The sequence below is a fragment of the Microbacterium sp. C7(2022) genome (assembly GCF_028823665.1).
In the GTDB taxonomy this organism is placed as follows: domain Bacteria; phylum Actinomycetota; class Actinomycetes; order Actinomycetales; family Microbacteriaceae; genus Microbacterium.
This window is the reverse complement of the sequence record NZ_JAPEHV010000001.1, coordinates 300,019-323,234: the sequence shown is the minus strand read 5'-3', so window position 1 is coordinate 323,234 and position 23,216 is coordinate 300,019. Positions and strand designations below refer to the sequence as shown.

15 protein-coding genes are annotated in these 23,216 nt (G+C 68.2%); 1 reads left to right on the top strand and 14 read right to left on the bottom strand.

Features of this window, described 5'->3' with window-relative positions; genetic code table 11:
• Positions 1 to 81: 81 nt before the first annotated feature.
• From rpsG to ON062_RS01315, 12 genes are all read right to left on the bottom strand, one after another.
• On the bottom strand, positions 82 to 552 hold the full coding sequence (rpsG, locus tag ON062_RS01370; RefSeq protein ID WP_045275957.1) for a 30S ribosomal protein S7: 471 nt from the start codon (positions 550 to 552) through the stop codon (positions 82 to 84).
• 5 nt (positions 553 to 557) lie between these two features.
• Entirely contained in the window at positions 558 to 926 is a 369-nt protein-coding gene (gene rpsL, locus ON062_RS01365) for a 30S ribosomal protein S12 (RefSeq protein WP_036318318.1), read from the bottom strand.
• 272 nt (positions 927 to 1,198) lie between these two features.
• Positions 1,199 to 1,819, bottom strand: coding sequence for a hypothetical protein (locus ON062_RS01360; protein ID WP_274645334.1), 621 nt, complete (start codon positions 1,817 to 1,819; stop codon positions 1,199 to 1,201).
• A complete protein-coding gene (locus ON062_RS01355; RefSeq protein ID WP_274645333.1) occupies positions 1,816 to 3,264 on the bottom strand; it encodes a DUF5684 domain-containing protein in 1,449 nt (482 codons plus the stop codon). The genes ON062_RS01360 and ON062_RS01355 overlap by 4 nt, the downstream gene beginning before the upstream one ends.
• A 5-nt stretch (positions 3,265 to 3,269) precedes the next feature.
• Entirely contained in the window at positions 3,270 to 5,804 is a 2,535-nt protein-coding gene (locus ON062_RS01350) for a transglutaminase-like domain-containing protein (RefSeq protein ID WP_274645332.1), read from the bottom strand.
• Positions 5,801 to 7,174, bottom strand: a complete 1,374-nt coding sequence (locus tag ON062_RS01345) for a DUF58 domain-containing protein (protein WP_274645331.1) — start codon at positions 7,172 to 7,174, stop codon at positions 5,801 to 5,803. Before ON062_RS01345 ends, ON062_RS01350 begins: the two co-directional genes overlap by 4 nt.
• The gene (locus tag ON062_RS01340; protein ID WP_274645330.1) at positions 7,171 to 8,136 is read right to left on the bottom strand and encodes a MoxR family ATPase; all 966 of its coding nucleotides are present in this window, start codon (positions 8,134 to 8,136) and stop codon (positions 7,171 to 7,173) included. The genes ON062_RS01345 and ON062_RS01340 overlap by 4 nt, the downstream gene beginning before the upstream one ends.
• A 46-nt stretch (positions 8,137 to 8,182) precedes the next feature.
• Entirely contained in the window at positions 8,183 to 14,185 is a 6,003-nt protein-coding gene (locus ON062_RS01335; protein ID WP_274645329.1) for an Ig-like domain-containing protein, read from the bottom strand.
• A complete protein-coding gene (locus tag ON062_RS01330) occupies positions 14,182 to 15,324 on the bottom strand; it encodes a serine/threonine-protein kinase (protein ID WP_274645328.1) in 1,143 nt (380 codons plus the stop codon). The genes ON062_RS01335 and ON062_RS01330 overlap by 4 nt, the downstream gene beginning before the upstream one ends.
• Positions 15,325 to 15,484: 160 nt before the next feature.
• Positions 15,485 to 16,141: a spermidine/putrescine ABC transporter substrate-binding protein gene (locus ON062_RS01325; RefSeq protein WP_274645327.1), complete on the bottom strand. Its 657-nt coding sequence runs from the start codon at positions 16,139 to 16,141 to the stop codon at positions 15,485 to 15,487.
• A gap of 57 nt (positions 16,142 to 16,198) precedes the next feature.
• Positions 16,199 to 16,681 carry a hypothetical protein gene (locus tag ON062_RS01320; protein ID WP_274645326.1) on the bottom strand — a complete coding sequence of 161 codons (483 nt, stop codon included), beginning with the start codon at positions 16,679 to 16,681 and terminating at the stop codon, positions 16,199 to 16,201.
• Entirely contained in the window at positions 16,681 to 17,784 is a 1,104-nt protein-coding gene (locus ON062_RS01315; RefSeq protein WP_274645325.1) for an ABC transporter, read from the bottom strand. The genes ON062_RS01320 and ON062_RS01315 overlap by 1 nt, the downstream gene beginning before the upstream one ends.
• Positions 17,785 to 17,952: 168 nt before the next feature.
• Here ON062_RS01315 and ON062_RS01310 point away from each other — a divergent pair, with 168 nt between their 5' ends.
• A complete protein-coding gene (locus ON062_RS01310; RefSeq protein ID WP_274645324.1) occupies positions 17,953 to 18,561 on the top strand; it encodes a hypothetical protein in 609 nt (202 codons plus the stop codon).
• On the opposite strand, the gene ON062_RS01305 is transcribed toward ON062_RS01310, so the two are convergent.
• Together ON062_RS01305 and rpoC are read right to left on the bottom strand one after the other, a co-directional pair.
• Complete coding sequence (locus ON062_RS01305) at positions 18,552 to 19,199, bottom strand: hypothetical protein (RefSeq protein WP_274645323.1); 648 nt, start codon at positions 19,197 to 19,199, stop codon at positions 18,552 to 18,554. The two genes, ON062_RS01310 and ON062_RS01305, sit on opposite strands and share 10 nt — an antisense overlap.
• A gap of 129 nt (positions 19,200 to 19,328) precedes the next feature.
• The gene (gene rpoC / locus ON062_RS01300; RefSeq protein WP_274645322.1) at positions 19,329 to 23,198 is read right to left on the bottom strand and encodes a DNA-directed RNA polymerase subunit beta'; all 3,870 of its coding nucleotides are present in this window, start codon (positions 23,196 to 23,198) and stop codon (positions 19,329 to 19,331) included.
• Between the last annotated feature and the right edge of the window lie 18 nt (positions 23,199 to 23,216).

Below are 23,216 nucleotides of genomic sequence, written 5' to 3'. Positions count from 1 at the left end.
AATCCAGAGTGATCGTGTGTGCCGATCAGGCGGTGGGGGTGGCCGGGTGCAGCGGATGCCACAACCCGGCCACCGTCGCTGTTACCAGCGGTAGTGCGCGAAGGCGCGGTTCGACTCAGCCATCTTGTGGGTGTCTTCGCGGCGCTTCACCGCGGCACCCAGGCCGTTCGAGGCATCCAGGATTTCGTTCTGGAGGCGCTCGGTCATGGTCTTCTCACGACGGCCTTTGGCGTAGCTGACGAGCCAGCGCAGTGCGAGCGTGTTGGCGCGGTGAGGCTTGACCTCGACCGGCACCTGGTAAGTCGAACCACCGACGCGGCGGCTCTTGACCTCGAGAGTCGGGCGCACGTTGTCGAGCGCCTTCTTCAGGGTGGCGACAGCGTCCTGACCGTTCTTCGCCTCAACGCCACGGAGGGCGGTGTAGACGATCGACTCGGCGATGGACTTCTTGCCGTCGACGAGGATCTTGTTCACGAGCTGCGTGACGATGGGTGCGCCGTATACCGGGTCGTTGACGACGGGGCGCTTGGGTGCGGGGCCCTTACGAGGCATCTAACTCAACCCTTCTTTGCGCCGTAGCGGCTGCGAGCCTGCTTACGGTTCTTGACGGCCTGGGTGTCGAGTGCACCGCGGACGATCTTGTAACGAACACCGGGCAGGTCCTTGACACGACCACCACGGACGAGCACCAGCGAGTGCTCCTGAAGGTTGTGACCTTCGCCGGGGATGTACGCGGTGACCTCGGTGCCGTTGCGGAGCTTCACACGAGCGACCTTGCGCATCGCCGAGTTCGGCTTCTTCGGGGTGGTGGTGTACACGCGGGTGCAGACACCCGCCTGCTGCGGGTTCGACTTGAGCGCGGGAGCCTTGGTCTTGGTGACCTTCGGCGTGCGGCCCTTGCGAACCAACTGCTGAATGGTTGGCACGTTCTCTCCTTGTTGTTCTGCGCGATTCTTTTGGTTTCGCACAGGTGCTGCACGGTGACAGCGATGGTGGTTTCACCACAGATCCGCCGCACGACGCGAAACGCGTGTGTTGTTGGTGGATATGCCGTGGGGGTGACCTGTTCGCAGGTCGGTCCCGTTGTGTGTTGTTCTCCCCCGCCGGTCGCCCCGATGACACTCGGGCACGGCTGACGGCGTGCGTGAACACACACCCGCTCAATGATACGCGTGATCGGGGGGTGGGGCAAACGCGGTTAGGCGCCGCTTCCGATGACCGCGATCAGTGCCACGGTGGCGCCAATGAGGACGATGGATGCCACCACGAGCGCCACGACAGCACGGGTACGTGTCCGCCGCCGGGCCGCCGACTGGCGCGCCGCATGGTCGACGTGCTCGCCGGGTGCGCGAGGGACGGGCTCGCTGCGCGGGACCCGCACAGGTTCGTCGGCGCGGGCGCGATAGATCTGCCCTTCGGTCTGCGGAGCCGACGCCCGGCGCGGCGTGGTTTCGGGCGCGGCCGGGCTGACGTCGGAGGCGGGATTGGGGACAGTCCGCGGGGAGAGCACCGTGTCATCGCGGTCGGTCAGCTCATCGCGGTCGATCGTGTCATCGACGTCCACGGCTTCGGCCCGCGCAGAACGCGACGAGAGGACGGTTGCGTCCTCCGTTTCGTTGCCCCTCGCAGCGCGCGACGACAAGACCGTTGCGTCATCGGGTTCGACTCCGCGGCGCGCGGAACGCGACGACAGCACCGTCTCATCATCGGGCTCGACTCCGCGGCCCGCCGAACGCGACGACAGCACCGTCGCATCATCGACGTCGCCCTGTCGCCGGCGTCGAGAAAGTCTGGTGTCGTCGTCGGGGAGGTCGCTCACCCGTCGCTCCGTACGAGACGCACCTCGGCGTCACCGAGGAGGAACCGGTCCCCCGCTTCGGTCTCGACGCCCGGCGTCGCCTCGACCTCGGTGCCCACGAGCGTGGCGAAGATCACGCCGTTCGTGGAGTCGAGGTCGGTGATGTACCACCGGTCGTCGCGCAGTTGCAGGAGGGCATGCGTCTTCGACACCGTCCCGTCGTCGACCGCCACCAGTTGTGCACCAGGGTGGTCGGCACGCGGCGAGGGACGTCGGCCAACGAGGACGACGTCAGCGATGAGCGCCACCGGATCACCCGAGGGGAGCACGAGCGCCCAGTTCGTCCGGCGCCGCCGTGCGATCACCGTCTCGTCGAGGCTGTCATCCTCGTCGGGAATTTCAGGCCGCGTGTGGTGCGCCGATACCGACGTGCGCGCCGATCGTGGCATGCCAGCCTCGGGCGCCCCGACGACGGCCGAAACCGGTCCCGACGTCTCGGGGAACGGCTCGGACTCGTTCGGCGCCCAGGGATCACGATCGGGTGCCGACGGGGGGTCTGCGGGAACGCGCGTCACCGGAGGCAGGGTCACCTCGTCGGCCATCGAGTCGAACGCCGACCGGCGCAGCACACCGGGTGGCGGTGCGTCGGGGTCGTCCTCCCCGCCCCGCACTGCGGAGACCGGGGTGTGCGACGATGCGGGGGCGCTGGTGTCCTCCCAATCATCATCCGTATCGAGCGTCATCGGGGGAAAGACCGCCGGACGCTCGGGAACTTCGGGAGCTTCAGGCGCACCGGGGCGCGAATACGGCACCGAGGAGATCAGTCCTTCCGACTGATCCACCGGGGTGTCGTCGGCGCTCCCGCGGCGGGGCCCGGCAGCCGCAGCAGCAGCAGCCGACATCGTGGGCGGCGGCGGGAGGGGCGGCGCAGCCGGGGGTGCAGGGGGAGTGGATGCAGCCGGCGGCGGTGTCGGTGCCCACGCCGTCGGGGCGGGGATGTCGGATGACGGGTGGTACGCCTCGGGGGCAGCCGTGGAGAGGGACGTCGGCAGCGGGTCGGGCGCGGCATCCGATTCCTTCTGCGGCCATGCACCCGGCGGGGTGTCACCGACCCAGCGGGCGCTACCGAAACCGAGCACCGTGGCCCACACCGGGAAGAGCAGGGCGGCGAGGACCGTCATGCCGCCGCCCAGCCCGAAGGCCCGGTTGATCGTGTGACACGAGACGATCTGCAGAATCCACACCGCCGTGGCACCGAAGAAAGGCACCAGGTACAGCAGGAGGAGCAACGGCGAGAAGCCACCCAGGCGCAACAGGATCACCTGGTTGTAGATCGGGACCCACGCCTTCCAGGCCTCGTCGCCGGACTTGCGGAACACCGCCCCGAGGGCGAGTGAGGTCCAGACGTAGACGCCGACGATCAGCAGGAACGTGACCAGCCCCAAAACGGCTGAAGAGTCTTGCATCGTGTTCATAGCGTGGAGCGCGCCACCTGGCCGCGCCTTCCCTTCTCAACGAGTCGTGAGCGTGGCGCCCGTGCGGGCGAGAGCTGACGAACGAATGATCTCAACGATACGGTCGCGACGAACCGCTTCCCCACTCCGAGTCCGTCCCGCAGAGCGCGACGTTCGACAGCAAGGATGTCCCAGGCCTCGGACGCTTCCGCATCGGTCGCCGATGCCCCCGAGAACACCGCACGATCGGCGGCGATCGCGAGCGACTCCCCCTGAGGGGTGTCGAACGCCGCTGCGAGCTCGCGCCGCGTCAAGACGCCTGGCGCGCCGCGGCCCGCGTCCACCGCCACGTCGACGTACTCGTCCCACGCCCCCGCGATGCGCTCCGCGGGGCTCGGTGCGCGGCGCCGTGATCGACGACGTGCGGCCTTGGCCGCGATCACCACCAAGAACGGCCCGAAGGCGAGGAGCAACAGCAACAGCACGATCAACGCGATCCGGATCACCGGCCACAGCCATGCGAGGTCAACCCCGTCATCGCCGGCATCGGCGTCATCGACCGCGGTGTCCTGTTGCAACGGGTCGGGCGGGAGCACCTTCTCCGCGGTGTCGGGGCGCACCTCGGTGACGTTCTTCGGGTCGCGCAGTTCGGTGATATCCAAACTGGGCGAGTTCTCGTACTGCGGTGTCACGTCGATGGGCACCCACATGCCCGAATCGGATGCCACTTCGGTCCACACCACGAGGTCCTGCGCCTCGCAGACCCCGGCCTCGCAGACGGCAACGCCGGGCTCGGCATCCATCCGCGCTCCCCACACCACCCGCGACGGAAAGCCGAGTTCGCGCGCGATGAGCGCGGTCGCGACGGCGAACTGCTCATCGTCGCCGATCGCCGCGACATAGTTGTCGGACTCTTCCGCGCGCGGGTCGTTCTCGCGCTCGAGCAGACGTTGGAACAGGGCGTCGATGCGCGCCAGCGAGTGACCCGAGGCGCTCGGCTGCACGGTGTAGTCACCGAGCGTCTGCGCCCACGTCGGCTGTTCGTCACCGCTCGCGTTCAGGCCGTGGCTCAGGTATCCACGCTCGCGCAGGAGAGCGACAAGGCCCTCGAGCGCTTCACCGCCACTGCCCTGCGCATGTTCTTCCACCCATTCGCTGACGCTGTCAGGGATCGCCACGTCACCGACTGCGCCGCCCGGCGCCGAGATCTCGGCCAGTTCCGGAACCTGCGGCTGGACGGCCGACACGGTGTACGTGTCGCCTTCGGCGAAGCCGCCGGGCACCGTCTGCACACCCGCCGACGCGGTCTGGCTGTAGTAGAAGTGGTCGGCCAGCGTCGCGGCGCGAGCCCCCGCGAAGTCGACCCGCTCGAGGCCGTCAACCGTCGGCATCCAGATATCCGGGAGCTGCCCGATCGTGATCTCGGCCTGGACCGGCTCGCCCTCGCCGACGTCGAGAGTCGACGGCACGCGCAAGAAGCGCCCGGACTCCTCTGACCCGTCGCCGCCACTGCGGAACACCTCGCCGTCGTATGCGTCGAGCGTGGCGATGCGTATCCGTGACGGCGCGGTGCCGCTCGTGGCGACGGTGAACATCACCTGCTCGGCACGCTGATCGTCGAACAACGCGCGATACTGCGACAGCGGGCTCTCGGCCGCCGACAGATCGATGTCGGGTCCCACCGCCGAGCGCAGCACGTCGCGATCAGCGCCCCGTGCGGCGAACGGCACCACGGCCACGGCGATCGCCACCGCCGCGGCAACCATGCCCGCCCCCAGGGCGACGCGCCGCTGGTCGCTACGCGACGGACGCCGCGAGACGCGCACGCCGCTCGTCACTGCGGCGCGCTGTAGCGCGCGCACCCGCTCGTCGTGGGTGCGCCACGCCAGCCACGCCAGCGACGACACGAGTGCCCCCGCTCCCAGAGCCGTCTCGAGCGGCGCATATAGCGTCACCGGGCCGATCGACAGCGGAGCGCTCACGCTGGTTCGCCCGAAGAACAGACCGAACGCGCACATCGCAATGCCCACGACCACGGCGACATAGGCCACGCGCGAACGCCGCCACGCGAGCAGGAGCAATCCGCACGTGCCGACGAGGAAGACGACCAGCGCGGGCACCAGCAGGTTGCGGTACGAGCCCACGGGCAGCTCGACCGTGACGAGGTCCTTCCACGCGAAGAACACTCCGGCGGCGAGCTCACCCATCCCGCGAAACACATCGGCGACACCACCCAGACGCGAGGGCACCGCCAGCGGCACGCCCACAACGAAGAACGTCGCCACCAGCACCGCCGAGGTGATCCAGCCGCTCCAACGCAGCCGCCGCGACACCCCGGCGATGGCCGCCGCGAGGAGCACCGCCACCGCGACCAGAACGAGGTAGTTCACCGACACGTAGATCGGCCAGGCGGCCACCGCCGCGATCGCGACCATGCTCGCCGCGTACAGCGAGCCGGCGATCACGCGCGGGTTCACCCACGGTCTGTTCTCACGACCGCGCGGCGAGACCGCGGCATCCGGCCCGAACACATCCGCCCGCCGATCGCTCATGACGTCGCTCCTCGAAGCAGCAGACCCGACAGGTCTTCGAGGGTGCCGACCGTAAGCACCGTGAGGGGCGGCAGAGACTGGATGCGAGGGTGTGCACGCTCGTCACACCGCACCGCCACAACAGCCGTGTCGGCCGGGAACGCCAGCGCCGCCTGCTGAAGCGTCGCGAGCGGCATCGTCGAGCCCACCACGAGGAAGGCGATCGACAGCTGGTCGCCCGATTCGGCTGTGAGCCGGCACGTGTCGCCGACCGGCATCGTGAACTCACGACGCTGCACGGCGCAGAACCCATCGAGCAGAACGCGAGGCGACGCCGCCGGGATCCGCTGGATGGCGCGCAGGCGCCCGCGCACGGCGCGCGGGATCTCAGAACCGGTGGCGATCACCACATCGCGGGCGTCGCGAACCGCGCGCAACCCCAGCGAGGCGGCACAACCGACGGCGAGTTCGAACTCATCGGCATCGAAGAACTCGGCTTCGGAGGACGCCAGCACGATCGCCATGCGCGAGCGGCGGGACTCCTCGTACTGCCGCACCATCAGACGCCCGGTCTTCGCCGTCGAGCGCCAGTGGATCTGCCGGCGCGAGTCGCCCGGCACGTACTCGCGAATCGCGTGGAAGTTGATATCGGCATCGACGATGCGCTTGGTGGGGTTGCCCTCGAGGTCGCGGATGAGGCCGGCGCTCGTCGACGGCAACGCGACGGTGCGCGGGTGCACGTAGACCTCGTGCACGTCTTCGAACGGATGCTCGCGTCGTAGCATTCCGACCGGATCACTGCGCACGGTCGTGGCAGGCCCCACCGAGACGATGCCGCGGCGCAGATCGGGGATGTCGAGGGGCTGGGCAAGCGAATGCCCAGGGCGCAGCAAGGGAACGCCGAACTCGACGAGCCCGGCGCCGACCGGGATGTCGAGCCGCCCCGGCAGTGCCGTACGGCGACCTTCGTTGCGCACCACGATCTGGCCGAGGATCCCCTCCCCGGCCACGATCCGCTCGTGCTCGAGCACGAGGTCGACCTCGTATGCGCGGCCGCCGAACAGGAACGGCACGCTGGCGACGAGAAGCAGCACCGCGATCGCACCGGCGACCATCCACTCGACCCAGCCGAACACGACACCGAGAACGAGGCCGATGGACGCCGCGGCGACCATCAGCGTGCCGGCGGGTCGCACGGTGCGCGACGCCCAGGTCGCGGCGCGGGCGATCGCCGCTCCGGTGGCGCGAGCGAACCGAGTCCACCACACCACCGCGTGCACGACAACGCGCCCCCGACCGGTCGTGGTGACCGACGTGGATGTGCGCTGCGTGGCTCCCCCCGTGCCGGTAGCAAGGGAGGTGCGGGTGAGACGGGACTCGGTGGGGCTCATGCCGATTCGCGCTTACTGGGCGGCACCACGTCGAGCAGCACCTGACCGACGACGGCCTCTTGCGTCACGCCGTCGAACTCGGCTTCGGGGTGCAGGATCAGTCGGTGCGAGAGCATCGGGACGGCGAGCGCCTTGACGTCGTCGGGCGTGACGTACGTGCGCCCCTGCGACGCCGCGCGAGCGCGGGAGGCCCGCGTCAGCGCGAGGGCACCGCGGATGCTGACGCCCAGACGCACCTCATCGGCTGCGCGGGTCGCATCGACGAGCCTCGCGATGTAGTCGAGCACGAGGGCGTCGACGTATGCGCGCGCGGCGAGGTCGGCCATCCCCACGAGCGCCTGGGGGGTGATGATCGCCGTGAGCTCCGCGGTCGCGATTGCAGCACCGTCGAGGATGCGCACCGTCGCGGCGTGGTCGGGGTAACCGAGCGACGTACGCATCATGAAGCGGTCCAGCTGTGCTTCGGGCAGTCGGTAGGTGCCCGCCTGCTCGACGGGGTTCTGGGTCGCCAGCACGAGGAACGGCACGCCCACCTGTCGCGAGACGCCGTCGATCGTGACCGAGCCCTCTTCCATCACTTCGAGCAGGGCGGCCTGCGTCTTCGGGCTGGCCCGGTTGATCTCGTCGGCGAGCACGATGTTGGCGAAGATGGGCCCCGAGTGGAACTCGAACACGCCCTCCTTCTGGTCGTAGACGCTGACACCCGTGATGTCACTCGGGAGCAGATCGGGGGTGAACTGGATGCGAGTGTTGGTGCCCTGCACCGACTGGGCGATGGCTCGCGCGAGCGAAGTCTTTCCCGTACCCGGGACGTCTTCGAGCAGCACGTGGCCGTCGCTGAGCATCGCGGTGAGCACCAGCTCGACGACGTGACGCTTTCCCAGCACGGCGCGCTCGACGTTGTCGGCGATCTGATCGAACGTCTGGGCGAACCACGTCGCCTGCTCCTGCGTGAGGGTCATCGTGTGTCTTTCGTCGTGTGAGTGTCGATGGCGGTGTCGCCGATGGTCACGGTTCCGGATCCGGGTCGGGGTCGGGCTCGGGTTCTGGTTCTGGTTCCGGTTCTGGTTCCGGGGGCAGGTTCGGATCGCACGTGGCAGAGAGGGTCGTGGATGCCGGGGAGAGCCCCCAGCCTCGCGCACTCCAGTCCGCCGAAACGGTGACGCCTTCTACGCGCACGGCGCCGACGGGGACGGCCCAGGTATCCGCGGTGTGTGCGAGGACCGCGCCGGTGTCGTCGTAGTACCGCAGCCCGCCGTTGCCGAACACCACGTTCGCCTGGCCGCCGCCCGGGGCGCTGGAGGAATCCCACCACCGCGTAAGGTCGCTGCCGCCGACACACGAGGTAATGCTCCACGACACCTGCACCTGGTACGGCGCACTCCCTGATGCGGGGGTCACCTGCGACCACGGTGTCTTCCAGTCGGTCCAGTCATCGCGCACGTAGCGCACGAGGATTCCGGGATCCTGACCGAACACACCGGTCGGCGGGCCGCCGCTGAACTCGGCGCGCGCACGGCGCGGGATGCGTTCGGACGAGCTCGGGGTGTCGCGGATGACCCACTCGGCGCGAGAGGTCGACACGTTCGGGGTTCCCGAAACCACGAACGTCCAGCCCTGGGGTGCGTCACGATCCTGGTAGGCGCGAATCGACTCGGTGGCCTCGCCGCGGCCATACGATGCCTCACCCCAATACGACTCGACGCACGCGGTGAAGGTGTAGCTGTCGCCGGTCTGCAGACGCGGGAAGGTCACGGTGGGCCCATCGGTTGAGACCGTGCACCGACCCTGCATGACGACGCCGTACCGGAGGGTCGAGCCATCGCCGTTGGCCGTCGCCGTCACGCGCGCCGTGATATCGGCGGTGCCGTCTCCGTTCGAGGTGGCCGCGAGGGAGAGCCGTACGTCGCGTGGGGCGCCCACACCGTTCGCCGACACGGTGGTCGCGACTCCCGAGGCGTTCCCCGGCAGTCCGTTCGGAATGTCGAACCGCGAGTACGGGGTCACGGTCACCGGCGACGCCGAGTTTGTCCCCACACGGTAGGTGCGCACCTCGAGCGTCTGCTGGTTGCGCCCCACGGGCACACGCACCTTCTCCCCCGAGGGGCTCGAAATTTCGAGCGTGCCGGTTTGGGCGGCGTCGATGCCGCTGATCGTGAGGGCCACGACGTTGCCGCTGCCGTCAGAGGTCACCACGGGGCGCGACTCGACCTTCGACGGAGCGGCGGGCGCATCGTACGCCCACGCGACCGTGCGCACGCTCTGCCGCGATTCTCCGACGTCGCTGATCGCCGTCACCTCGTACGTGCGCTGTTCACCGTTCGGCGCTTCGATCGCCGGGCACGTGCCGTCAGCGCCGCAGCGCGCCACGACCTCGTCACCCTGACGAACGACGAATCCCGTGAGTGCCGGGTAAGCCAATCGTGCTTCACCCGGGTCGACGCGAAGCGTGAGCGACCCGTCGGCGTACGCGCTCTGCGTCACGCTCGACGGACCCTTGGGGTACCCGAGCAGGTCGAGCAGCACACGGCCGTCCCGCTGCGCGGTCGTGACGCGTCCCTGTGCGTCGCGCACCGAGAAGGTGGCGGTGCAGGTCGCGCCCGGCGCATCGTTCGTCCATGAGGCCGTGACCTGTGATGACCCGGCGACGGCGAAGCTCACACCGATGCAGGCGCCCGTTCCGCGCACCGCGACGACCTCGAGCGGAGTACCCGGGAGGGGATTGACCTCCCCCGAAGCACCGATCACTGAGAACGTGCACGACGATCCACTCGCCTGTGAGCACTGCTGTGTTACTGAGCCCCCCTGCGGCAGGGTCGACGGTGCCGCGCCCACCCGCAGGATCAGCCGGACCGGCACCACGTCGGGATGACTGGTCACGGCAACGAGCGCCGCCTCTTCGGTTCCGGGCAGCGACGCGTCTTTGCCCGTCACGGTGACCTGCGACCCGCTCTGCGACACGGTGAAGGCGCCGCCGGTGTACTCGACCGAGTAGCGGATGCCGCCCCAGTCCTCTCGCAGCTGCCACGTCGTGAGGTCGCGCAGGTCGAATGTCGCTGTCTCCCCCGGTCCGACGGTCATGGATCCGGCCTTCAACTCGGGCTGCGGATCCAGCGCTTGCACGGTGATGGGAACCGACAGGTACGTCCACTCCTCCTGCCCCTGCAGGCGCACGGGCACAAGGCACGCGTCCGTCCACGGTGAACTCGCACCGGCGTCGTACCGCACCGTCGTACCCGATTCGAGGGTGCAGGATGCCTCGGCCCGCGCCCCGGATGTCGCAACGCTCGACCCCACGTCCAGCACGGTGCCGCGAGGCAGCGCGACGAGGTCGGCCATATCGAACGTGGTGGACGCCAATTCATCGACCTCGACCGGCGGGGCTCCGGCGCGCAGTGCCAGTGCGAGGTCCTCTTCACCGGGCACGCGCAGGAACGCATAGGTGGTCACCTCGGCACCTGAGCTCGCGGCGCCGGTGACAGCGAACGGGATCAGGCGCGTGGTTGCCGGGAGCTCGCCGCTGATCCGATTGCCCGTAACGGTGACGCCGTCGGGGGTCTTCCACAGCGACACGTCGAGGCTGCCGATATCGCCGCCCGACCACGCGACCTTTCCGTCCAGGACATCGACGCCGGTAGTGAACTCGTCGCGCGTCTCAACCGTGAGCACAGTGTCGGCCACCACGGGGTAGTCGGGCACGCTCTCGCGCACGACGCGCACCACGATGAGGCCGCGCGCGGTGTTGCCCGAGTCGGACTCGAGATCGTAGAGGAACGACATGGTGCCGAGCTCCGCGCCCGCGCCGATCACGACCGTCGAGTCGTCTTGCTCTTCGATGAGGTCGTTCAACCGGGTGTATTCGGGGTTTTCGGATCCGTCGGCGAACGTCGCCGCGAGGTCGGGGCGCACACCCGTGAGGGTGAGGGTGCCCGTCGTGGGGTCGATGTCGTTTGCGAGGGGACTGACACGCACGGTGTTGCCGCCGCCAGCCTGCACTTGCACATAGTCGGTGAATGTCACGGGACTCGGGTTCGATTCCGCATCACGCACACCGACCCGCGCGACGCCTTCTCCCGTCTCGCCGAACTCGTCGACGACCTGGTAGCGGAACGACACCTGCCCGCTGTCGCCGGGCACGCTGCTGTAGACGATCGACCGCCCGTCCGCCGAGATCTGCGCCGCACCTCGATCGGGCTGCGTCACGATGCGATCCAGCGTCACTGTGTCGCCATCGGGGTCGACACCGTAGCCGTCGAACTCCATCGTGACCGACTGTCCGCTCAGGACGCGCCCCTCGACGCGCTCGGGCGCCGGAGCACGGTTGGCATCGGCGGCGAGCACGCGCACGCGCACGGTCGCGCCGTCGGCGAGCGCGGGGGCACCCGTGGTGAACACCTCGTACTCGATCGTGTAGTCGCCGGGTGTGACAGGCGCCAGGTAACGCAGTCGATCGCCCGAGGCGAAGGCGAGCGCGTCATCGCTCGAGGAGTGCACCGAGGCCGGATTGAGGGTCGGGATGCCACCCGAGGGCGCGATGTCGTTCTCCAGCACCGGGATGTCGATCTGCGCGCCCGCGCGGACGACGATCGAATCGTCCACGGCGATCGGGGCGAGCTCGGGCGCCGGCGGCAACAGGTACACCGTCGCCTGCCCCTGAATGCGCGCACCTTGGTCCTCGGTTCCATCACTGACGGTGTAGGCGACAGTGCCCAGGCGACCGGGCGCGCCCGTCGCTGTCGTTCCTGAGACCCGCAGGTTGTTCTGGCCGACAGCGTCGACCGCCAGCTGTGCGCCGGGCTCAGCCCGCGCGACCGGATCGCTCAGCAGCAGGACACGCCGTGTCGGGTTCGACACGGCCGAGAAGACGTCGAGCGTGGCATCTTCCTGCGGATAGACGAAGGCGACGACGGGCGATGTCGCCAGCTGCGCCTGCGAATCGTCCGGGATCAGCGTGATGAGCGCGGTGCCCGTCTCGTCGCTGATGCCGTCGGTAACCGTGAAGTCCACACGGTACGTCCCCGGTTCGGCCGCGGTGAAGTCGAACTGCGTCGAGCCGCCCACGACCGTCGCTGTGGCAGCCGCATCGTCGAGCACGCGCACCGATTCGAGCGCGAGCGCGCCCGTCGTCCCCGTGACGTGCGAGGCGACATCGATGGTGGTGCGTCCTCCCGCCAGATCGATGGTGGAGAACGACTGCACGTGCAGTGCCGGCTGTGCCGACACGCGCACCAGGAGAGTGCGCTGCGTCTCGGCACCGGCGGTATCGGCGACCGTGACCGTCAGTTCGACCAGCTCATCACCCCCGGCGCCGGTGTCGCTGTGCTGGTACACCACCTCGCCGGCGGGGGTCGCGGCGACGCTCCCGACGCGGGAGGGGTTCTCCACGGCGAGGAGCAGGAGCGGGTCGCCGTCGGGATCGACCCAGCCGGGCAGCACGGGCACAGCCACCGTGCCGCCGCGGGCCACCTCGGGCTGCGGCCATGAGAGCAGGCACTGCTCCACACCACACCATTCGGGCGCGGAGTTGCTCGCCTCCGGCGACACCGAAAGCGTCACGCGCGTCGGCTCGGAGCGCAGCCCGTCGGCGGTTGTGCCGTCTTGCACGGCATACGAGAACTCGGCGGTGCCCTCCGCCCCCGGCTCAGTCTGCACCGCCAGTCGCTGGCCGTCGTCGGTGATGCGCACGACGCCGAATTCGGGATCCAGGCCGCTGACGGAGTCGGGAACGATGGTGAGCACGTCCTCGTTAGGGTCGTGGTCGTTCATCAGCACCGGCAGTGTGGCCAGGGCGCCCGCGCGCACACCGAAGGCGTCGGGCTCAGCAACGGGGGGTTTCGGGTCGAGCACCACCTGGCGCTCTTCGTCACTCGGCACCGCTTCGGGGTCGGTCCGGTCGTCGAGAGACCAGTCCTGGCTCGAGGGCAGAAGGGCGCCGCTGGGAACGCTCCACGCCCATCCCGAGCGCGTGTCATTGAGAATCGTGGTGGCCCCGCCTGTCACGAACACCGGGCGGCGCTGGTCACCGAGCGACTCGCCACCGTATTCGAGGATCACGTCCCCCGTGGCATCCGTCCACAACAGCCCTCCGCTGTCGCCCTGCCCGAGCCACGCGGCCATGACGTCGCCATCCGTACTGACCGGAGGCGCGGGGGTCCCCCGCACCGTGGTGCCGTTGCCAGCCAACGTCGTCATCGAACCGCTCTCGACGTCGATGGCCACGAGCCCCGTCTCGTCGGCGAGATACACCGACGTCGCATCCGGGTCAGGCGAGCCCACGACCACAGCTCCGGTCGTGGGTGCGGTGGTCTTGTCGGCGCCGTTGCGCCACACATCGCCGTCTTCGGTGTCGATGAGCACCCAGTCCCCACTCGCCGCCGAAATCGCCGGACTGGCGAGGTCTTCGGCCTCGAGTGGATCGCGCGAGCGCACCGCATCGGCCGTGATGTCGTACGTCAGGACCGCCGCGTCAGCGCGCGAGTAGGCGTACAGGAGTCCATCGTCATCGACCGCGATCGCATCCGCGGCGTACTGCGGAGCATCCTCATCCTCCGACGGAAACGGATCGATCTGCCCGGCTGCCCCCGCCGACAGGCTGCCCACGAACACGGCGCCGGCGTCCGTCCGGTATGCCACGTGATCGCCAGCCGTTGCGACGGCGACGGTTCCCGCGGGGGTCGTCACCGAGTCTTCAAGCGCCTGCTCGTCGAGGTCGAGCGGCAACGCCTCGTCGATGCGCGTCACCTTGCTCAGGCTGTCACTGAACAGATAGACCGCGTCAGCGGTCTGCACCACGCGGTCAGGATTGGTCACGTTGCGCACCGTGTCGAGTTCGCCGACCGCGGTATTCACACGCGCGTAGCGGCGCCCATCGCCGGTCTGCAGCGCCCACACGGCCGCGTCGACCTCGGGCGTCTCTTGGGCATCGAGCCCCGGCCAGACGACACTGGCGCCAATCACGACAGCGGTGACGACGGATGCCGCCACCAAGCCGATCGTGGTGCTCCGCCTCATCGCAGCGCACCCGTCGCCACGAGGGTCGCCACGACGCCGACAGCCACGGCGACGAGACCGCCGGTGACGGCCCCCAGCACCCACAACCAGCGCGACCCGCGCACGGGAGTGGGCGCCGAGAACTCCGTGTCCTCATCGCGGGCGAACGACGTCATCCCCGCGTCCGCGGCGCGCTTACGCGCTCGCGTGTGCTCGACGCTCGAACGAGCGGGCCCGCGCAGCGCGCTGTCACCGAAGTCGACCGGCGCCGACGACGGCATCCACTCTTCATCGGGGATCTCCAGCGGCGTGACCGCTCCCCCGAGTTCACCCTGCACGGCCCGCAGCGCGTCACCGAACTCGCGCGCCGATGCGTACCGTCGTGAGGGCTCGCGCGCCATCGCCTTCGCGAGCACAGCCTGCAGCGACGACGGAACATCCGCACGCGTGATGTCGGTGTAGGTCGCGCGAGCGATGCGACGGCGCAGCAGGTCCTTCGTGTTCTGACCGCGCTCACGGCGCTCGAAGGGACTGTGGCCTGCCAGCAGCGAGTAGACCGTCGCGCCGAGACTCCAGACCTCGCTCGCGATCGTGCCGGCGGTCTGCTCTGAAACCACCTCGGGAGCCGACCACGGAATCGACATCGCAAGTACCTCGTCCGCACCGCGGTTGAGCAGTGACGACGAAATGCCGAAGTCGGCGAGAACCGGGGTCCCGAACGTGGTGATCAGGATGTTGCTCGGCTTCACATCGCGGTGCACGAGGCCCGCTCGGTGAGCCGACTCGAGCGCGCTCGCCATGCGCACACCCGTGATGAGCACCTCATCCACGGGCAGGCGCTCCAGGCGATACCGCTGCGAGAGCGAGCCTGGGCAGTACTCCATGACGATGTACGGGCGCCCGTCGGCCGAAATGCTCGCCTGATACACCGTCACGATCGACGGGTGCGCCGACAAGTGCGCGAGCACGTCGGCCTCGGCGTTGAACATGCGCCGCAGTTCGGGATCGCGCACGTCGCTCGGCATCACCTTCACCGCGACGTTGCGACGAGGCATGTCTTGTTCGTACAGGAACACGTCCGCGAAGCCGCCCGAACCGAGCGGGCGGATGTAGGTGAGCCCCGGCACGATCGGCGGCGCGGAAGGAAGTCTGCTGGCCACGTGCACACCCCCGATTAACCTGTCGATCGCCGGCGCGCGTCGCACGGACCTCGTCGCGCAGACATGCGCAAACTCGGTCATGCTAACAAACGCGTGGCCTCCGCGAGAAACCCTGCACGACCGGGTGTGGAATGGTACGCGGGGCCACCGCGGGCTCGCGTCACTCCGACGGCGGGTCGTAGGGGTCGAACGGCGCATCGAGTGAGCGCGTCAACTCTTCGAGCATCGCCTCGATCTGAGGCTCGACGTACTCGTGCACGGCGTTCTGGATGCGCAGCCGGTGGTGTAGCAAGATCGTGCAGATCTCGCGGCCCACCATGTTCGCGTAGTCATCGGCGAGCCCCACCTCTTGTCGCAGCGCCGCTTTCGCCTCGTCGCTGAGCGGAGGCAAATCGGGCACGCTGGCCGCTGCCTCTTCGGCCATGCCCGAGATCGTGAAGAGGAACGGCGCGCCCGGGACCGGATCGGGGTCCAGCGGCAACCCCTCGAACTCGGGGTCGAGCCCCTCCGTCGGCCGGTAGGTGCGCGCACGGTTGCGCGCAGACTGCTGGTCGAGTTCGGCCTGCAACATGGGCAAGTTCAGCGACGTGTACTCCGCCACCGCGCGGTCGACGATCGTCTTCACTCGCGTTGAGAGTCCGTGCTGCACGCCGTGCGGCACGTCGGCGCCGAGCCCCGCGGCAGAGAGCACCGGGGATCCGAAGCACCGCCGGCAGGGCGCGACGCGACCGCGGTGTGTGGCCGGCTGCCATCGCGGCAGCCACAGCAGCCAGGCGTCTACCGCCTGGCTGACCTGGGTCTCGATCGACCGCTCCACACGTCCACGGTAGTACCGCGGGGCCGATTTCTCAGGTGCATGCCGCCGCGGCATCCACTATTCGTCTTCGTCTTCCCACGGCCACCGCGGTCGCGAAGAGCGTGTGCGCACCAGCGCGATCCCGCCCCACGCTGCGATAGCCGCTGCCAACACCAAGACGAGAAAGAACCAGGACGTGACGAATGACCCGGTCGCCGCCGTCGCGATGGCGAGCGGGGAACCGGTGATGAGGGCCGTCAGCCATAACCCGACGACGTATGCCAGCGCCGAGGCGAGCGCCACGATCACCGTCGACGCGTACGACGGCTGCCCGCGACGGATCGTGCCCCACAGCGACACCGCGAATGCGGCAAGCGAGGACAGCACCGCAACGACACCGGGTGCGTAACCGAGCCCCGGGACGGAGAGCACGTCCTGATCGAGAGCGAGACTGGTCATCCCGAACGCGAAGATGACGAGCGTGCCGAAGCCGATCACCGCAAACGACAACGCGACGGCGGGGCGGAGTCCACCGCCATCGCCGTCGCGTTGATCGGACATTACTGCTGGACGAGCTGCGGGCCCGCCTCGAGGGTGCGCTCATACTCGCGCTGCGCCTCGGTGTTCAGCTCGGTGACACGCTTGCCGCGTGCCGAGACCCACGTGCCGAACCAGATCGTCAGTTCGCGCGCGATCACGAATGACGCGATCGCGAGGGGCGCGAGTAGCTCACCCTCGACGAGTTCTGCGCCCTGGCTCGCGGTGAGCGTCCAGAACGGAGCCTGGAAGAGCGCCCCGAGGATGTGGCCGCCGTACGCGGCGATGCCCACGAACAAGCCGAAGATGACCCACGCACCCCAGCGCCCGCGGTTGATGATTGCACCGAGCAGCCAGAACGCGATGTAGAACACCACCACCGGAACCCACAGCGACCAGGTGCCGAGCGCATCGAGGGCGCTCGTGCCGACGTTGTCGGTCGTGACGTCGCCGGTCAGCGCGCCGAAGCCCAGCCACGCGGTGAGGTAGAGAATGCCGAACGATAGTGCAGCCAGCAGGCCGATGGCGCCAGCGGCTGCGCGGTTACCGCGCGGGCGCGGTGCCTCGGGCGCCTGGACGAAGATCGGCTGCGGCGCGTACGCGGTCGTTGCGGCGGCGCCCGCGGCACCTGCCGCGGCGTAGCCGTCTTGCGAGACCGGCTCGCTCGGCGCCACGGTGGCGGGCGCGGCGTCGTACGCCACGGTGGCGGGCTCGTCGGCCGTCGTTGCGGCGGCCGGTGCGGCCGCAGCGGGGGCGACCGGCTCGCCGCCGAGGGATGCGTACTCGTCGGCCCATGCCTTGTCTGCTTCAGCGCGCGCGTCTGCCGCCGAAGTGTCGGCTGCGGGGGCGTCTGCCGCGGACGCTACTGCGTCGGGGGCTTCGGCCTCTGCGGGGGTCTCCACGTCCGCCGTCGCCGACTCGGCAGCTGGTGCGTCGACGGGATCGCTCGTCGCCTCGGGCGCTGGGGCATCCGCAGTGCTTTCGGTCGCGGCATCCGAAGTTTCCTCGGAGGGGTCGCGGCGCGCAGCCTCGGCGTCAGCAAGGCCCTCGTTGGCACGCCCGACGACGTCGTCCACGTCGTTCGGCTCTTCGACGGGCTCGCCGTAGGAAGACTTGGGGTCACTCATCGCAGGCACTCCTCACGCAGGGCTCATCCCCACCACAGCGAGAGTAACGCCCGATCGCCCGCGATCCCCGTAGCCATGCCGTGGTCACGCCAGGCGCGTCGCGCACCTTTCTGCCCAGGCGGGTCCCGCACCTTTCAGCGCAGCCCCACCGCGACGTAGGGTGGCGTCATGAGGGTTCACATTTCGGCACTGGCCACTGCCGCGGCATCCGTCGCACTCATCGCGACCCTCAGCGCGTGTGCGCCCGAGAACGGCACATCCCCCGATGCGACGCCATCGGCCACCGCATCGCTCGTACCGAGCCCCACGCCCATTGCGACGATCACGCCCGACGCAGAGCCGAGCGCGACGGCCGAGGCAGCCACCGAGATCCCCGAGGACTGCCAGAGTCTGCTGAACGCGTCCGTGCTGGCCGAGCTTGAAGGGGTTCCCCTCAACGACCCGGCCTTCGGCGCATCCGGATCACAGCCCGACGGGAGCCTCATCTGCATCTGGGGCGACCCGGCCGCCGACACTACTGGCCTCACCACCACGATCAGCTACATGTCGCGCGGGCCCGCGCTGGACATGCTGAACGAACTCGCCGATGAGCAGGACTTCACCTGCTATACGCCCGACGAGGGCACGCGCTGCGAAAAGACGTGGGAGAACGCGACCTACCCCGTCATCGACGGGCGGACGCTCTACTGGCGCAACGGCGTGATGATCGATACGCGATACTCGAACCTGGCCCCCAGCGGCTACACGGACGCGATCGTCGCGAGCCTTTACGGCTGAGGAATCGGCTCGTTCCACACGAATGCCTCGAGCTGCTCGGCGTACAGCTCGGGATGCCAGTTGTCTTCGACGCTCGACAGCCACAGGCCACCACGGACCGCGTGGGTCTCGATGACATCACCTTGAGTGCGCGTGCAGACCACAGCATCCGCGGTCGCCCCCGCAGGGGTCGTGCACGTGAAGCCTTCGCCCCGAAGCGCCGCATCCGCGATCAGTGCCGCATCGTCGGGCACGAGTGCGAGCGTGCTTGAGATGCGCTGATCGCTCTCGAGGCGCCACGCGCACGTGACGCGTACCTCGGGTTGCAGCGCGTCGACGAGTGCCTCAACATCCGTTGCCGGCGTCGCGGTCGACTGCGCGAGGAGTCCCTGCCCGTAGAACGTGAGCTGACTCCACAGCACATCGGGGTATAGCTCGCGGCAGTCGAAGTCGCCTTCCTGTACAGCCCGCTCGCTGGGTGCGATCCCGGGCTCTTGCACCTCGGCCGGGGCCGTGGCCGCCCGTAGCGTGTCGCCCGCCCACGCCACGAGAATGGGGCCCATCGGGATGGCCAGCCACACGAGGGCGGCGACGATAGCGGCGCAGATCAGACCGATGGGCACAGCGATCCACGCGTTACGCCCGCCGACTCGTGCCATGTTCGCCCTCCCTCCCCCACGGTACGTCGCCATTGGGTGCCGCCCGGTTCGGCGCGCGCGGAACGGCGCGGCCGGAAACGGCGAAGTGCCCCGGGCGAAACCCGGGGCACTTCGTTCAGACGCTCAGTCTCAGTTGTATGAGGTGAAGTCGTCGGTGGTGAAGCTGTCGAAGTCGACGTAGCTCAGGTCGGCGTCGTTGATCGCGCCGTCCGACGCGAAGATGCGGTGCGGGTAACGCTCGCTCTTCGCCTCTTCCGTCGCCTCGACCGAGACGTTGCGGTACTTCGCAAGTCCGGTTCCGGCCGGGATGAGCTTACCGATGATGACGTTCTCCTTGAGGCCGACCAGCGGGTCGCTCTTGCCGTCCATCGCCGCCTGGGTAAGCACGCGGGTCGTCTCCTGGAACGAGGCGGCCGACAGCCACGACTCGGTTGCCAGCGACGCCTTGGTGATACCCATGAGCTCGGGACGACCCGACGCCGGACGCTTGCCCGACGTGACAGCCTCACGGTTGATCATCTGGTAGCGCTTGAAGTCGACCATTTCACCGGGAAGCAGGTCGGTCTCACCGTGGTCGACCACGGTGACCTTACGCAGCATCTGGCGAACGATGACCTCGATGTGCTTGTCGTGGATCGGCACACCCTGCGAGCGGTAGACGCCCTGCACGCCGTTGACGAGGTACTGCTGCACCTCGCGGGCGCCCATGACACGCATGACCTCCTTGGGGTCGAGCGTGCCGACCTGGAGCGCCTGTCCGACCTCGACGTGGTCGCCGTCCTCAACGAGGAGGGTCGCACGCTTGAGCACGGGGTAGACGTGCGGCTCGTCGCCGTTATCGGGCGTGAGGATGACCTTCTTGGCCTTCTCGGTTTCGTCGATCGTGATGCGACCAGCGGCCTCTGCGATGGGCGACGCACCCTTGGGGGTGCGAGCCTCGAAGAGCTCTTGCACACGGGGAAGACCCTGCGTGATGTCGTCAGCCGAGGCCGAACCACCGGTGTGGAAGGTACGCATCGTCAGCTGGGTACCGGGCTCACCGATCGACTGGGCCGCGATGATACCGACGGCCTCGCCGATGTCGACGATCTTGCCGGTGGCCAGCGAACGGCCGTAGCACTTCGCACACACGCCGACGGCCGAGTCACAGGTCAGCACCGAGCGAACCTTGATGACCTCGATGCCACCCTCGACGAGCTTGTCGATGAGGACGTCGCCCACATCGTCACCGGCCGCGGCGAGAACCTCGCCCTTGGCGTCGACGACGTCGGCTGCGAGAGTACGTGCGAACACCGAGTTCTCAACGTTCGCGTCCTTGACCAGCGTGCCGTCGGCACCCTGTGCCGCGATGACGAAGTCGAGACCCTTCGAAGTCGCGCAGTCCTCTTCGCGGATGATGACGTCCTGCGACACATCCACGAGACGACGCGTGAGGTAGCCCGAGTCGGCGGTACGGAGAGCCGTGTCGGCCAGACCCTTACGGGCACCGTGCGTCGCGATGAAGTACTCCGCCACCGACAGACCCTCGCGGTACGAGGAAATGATCGGACGGGGGATGATCTCACCCTTCGGGTTGTTCACCAGGCCTCGCATACCCGCGATGTTGCGGATCTGCAGCCAGTTACCACGAGCACCCGACGACACCATGCGGTTGATGGTGTTGTCTGCCGGGAAGTTGTCGCGCATCGCCTTCTGGACGTCGTCGGTCGCCTCGGTCCAGATCTTGATGAGCTCCTGGCGACGCTCGGCGTCGGTGGTGAGACCCTTCTCGAACTGACCCTGAACCTTCGCGGCCTGCTTCTCGTAGTCCGCGACGATCTCGGCCTTGTTCGGCGGCGTGAGGATGTCGCTCAGAGCAACGGTCACACCCGAGCGCGTGGCCCAGTGGAAGCCGGCGTCCTTGATGCGGTCCAGCGATGCCGCAACCTCGACCTTGGGGTATTCCTCGGCGAGCTTGTTGACGATCTGCGACAGCTTGCCCTTGTCAGCCTGCTCGCGAACGAAGGGGTAACCCTTGGGGAGCGTGTCGTTGAAGATCGCCTGACCCAGCGACGCGTCGAGAAGGCCGTGACGCTCGTAGCCCTCGGGCGCTTCGCCCTCGAGGAACGTGAGACCGGGGACGCGAATGCGGACCTTCGCCTGCAGGTCGAGGGTTCCCTCGTCCTTGGCGAGGATCGCCTCCGACACCGAGCCGAACACGCGACCCTCGCCGATCGCACCTTCCTTGACCGTGGTCAGGTGGTGCAGACCGATGATCATGTCCTGCGAGGGCAGGGTGACCGGACGGCCGTCCGACGGCTTCAGGATGTTGTTCGACGCGAGCATGAGGATGCGGGCCTCGGCCTGCGCCTCCACCGACAGCGGCAGGTGAACAGCCATCTGGTCACCGTCGAAGTCGGCGTTGAACGCGGCACACACCAGCGGGTGAAGCTGGATGGCCTTGCCCTCAACGAGCTGCGGCTCGAAGGCCTGGATACCCAGGCGGTGCAGCGTAGGTGCACGGTTGAGCAGCACGGGGCGCTCGCGGATGATCTCCTCGAGCACGTCCCAGACCTCGGGGCGCGTGCGTTCGACGGCGCGCTTGGCGGCCTTGATGTTCTGCGAGTGACCGAGGTCGATCAGGCGCTTGATCACGAACGGCTTGAACAGCTCCAGAGCCATCTGCTTGGGCAGACCACACTGGTGGAGCTGCAGCTGGGGTCCGACGATGATGACCGAACGACCCGAGTAGTCGACACGCTTTCCGAGCAGGTTCTGACGGAAGCGACCCTGCTTACCCTTCAGCATGTCGCTGAGGGACTTGAGGGCACGGTTTCCGGTACCGGTGACGGGGCGACCACGGCGGCCGTTGTCGAACAGTGCGTCGACGGCCTCCTGCAGCATCCGCTTCTCGTTGTTCACGATGATCTCGGGGGCACCGAGGTCGATGAGGCGACGAAGACGGTTGTTGCGGTTGATCACGCGACGGTACAGGTCGTTCAGGTCACTGGTGGCGAAGCGGCCACCGTCGAGCTGAACCATCGGACGAAGCTCCGGCGGGATCACCGGAACGACGTCGAGCACCATCGAGGCCGGCGTCATGCCGGTCTGCAGGAACGAGTTGACGACCTTCAGGCGCTTGATCGCGCGGATCTTGCGCTGGCCCTTGCCCTCGGCGATCTGCAGGTGCAGGCTCTCGGCCTCGGCCGCCAGGTCGAACGCCGCGAGGCGACGCTTGATCGACTCGGCGCCCATGTAGGCCTCGAAGTACTGACCGAAGCGGTCCTGCAGCTCGTGGAAGATCTCGTCTTCGCCCTTGAGCTGGCCGACCTCGAGCGTGCGGAAGTCTTCCCACACCTTCTCGAGGCGGATGATCTGCTCGTCGAAGTTCTTGCGGGTCGCCGACATCTCCTTCTCGGCGGCGTCCTTGAGCTTCTTCTTCTGATCGGCCTTGGCACCCTCGGCCTCGAGAGCCGCAAGCTCTTCTTCCAGCTTCTGCAAGCGCGTGGCAACGCGAGCGTCGCGACGGTCGGCGAGCGTCTTCAGCTCGAGGCGGATGTTGTTCTCCTGCGTCGCGAGGTCACGGTGACGAGCATCCTCGTCGACCGAGATCACCATGTACGCGGCGAAGTAGATGACCTTCTCGAGGTCCTTCGGCGCCATGTCGAGCAGGTAGCCCAGTCGCGAGGGCACACCCTTGAAGTACCAGATGTGCGTGACGGGTGCGGCGAGCTCGATGTGACCCATGCGCTCACGGCGCACCGACGACTTCGTGACCTCGACGCCACACCGCTCGCAGACGATTCCCTTGAAGCGCACGCGCTTGTACTTACCGCACGCGCACTCCCAGTCACGCGACGGTCCGAAGATCTGCTCTCCGAAGAGGCCATCCTTCTCGGGCTTCAGCGTGCGGTAGTTGATGGTTTCGGGCTTCTTGACCTCACCGTACGACCAACGACGGATGTCGTCGGCGGTGGCCAGGCCGATGCGAAGCTGATCGAAAGTAGTTGATTCGAGCACTAGTTCTCCTGTGTCGGA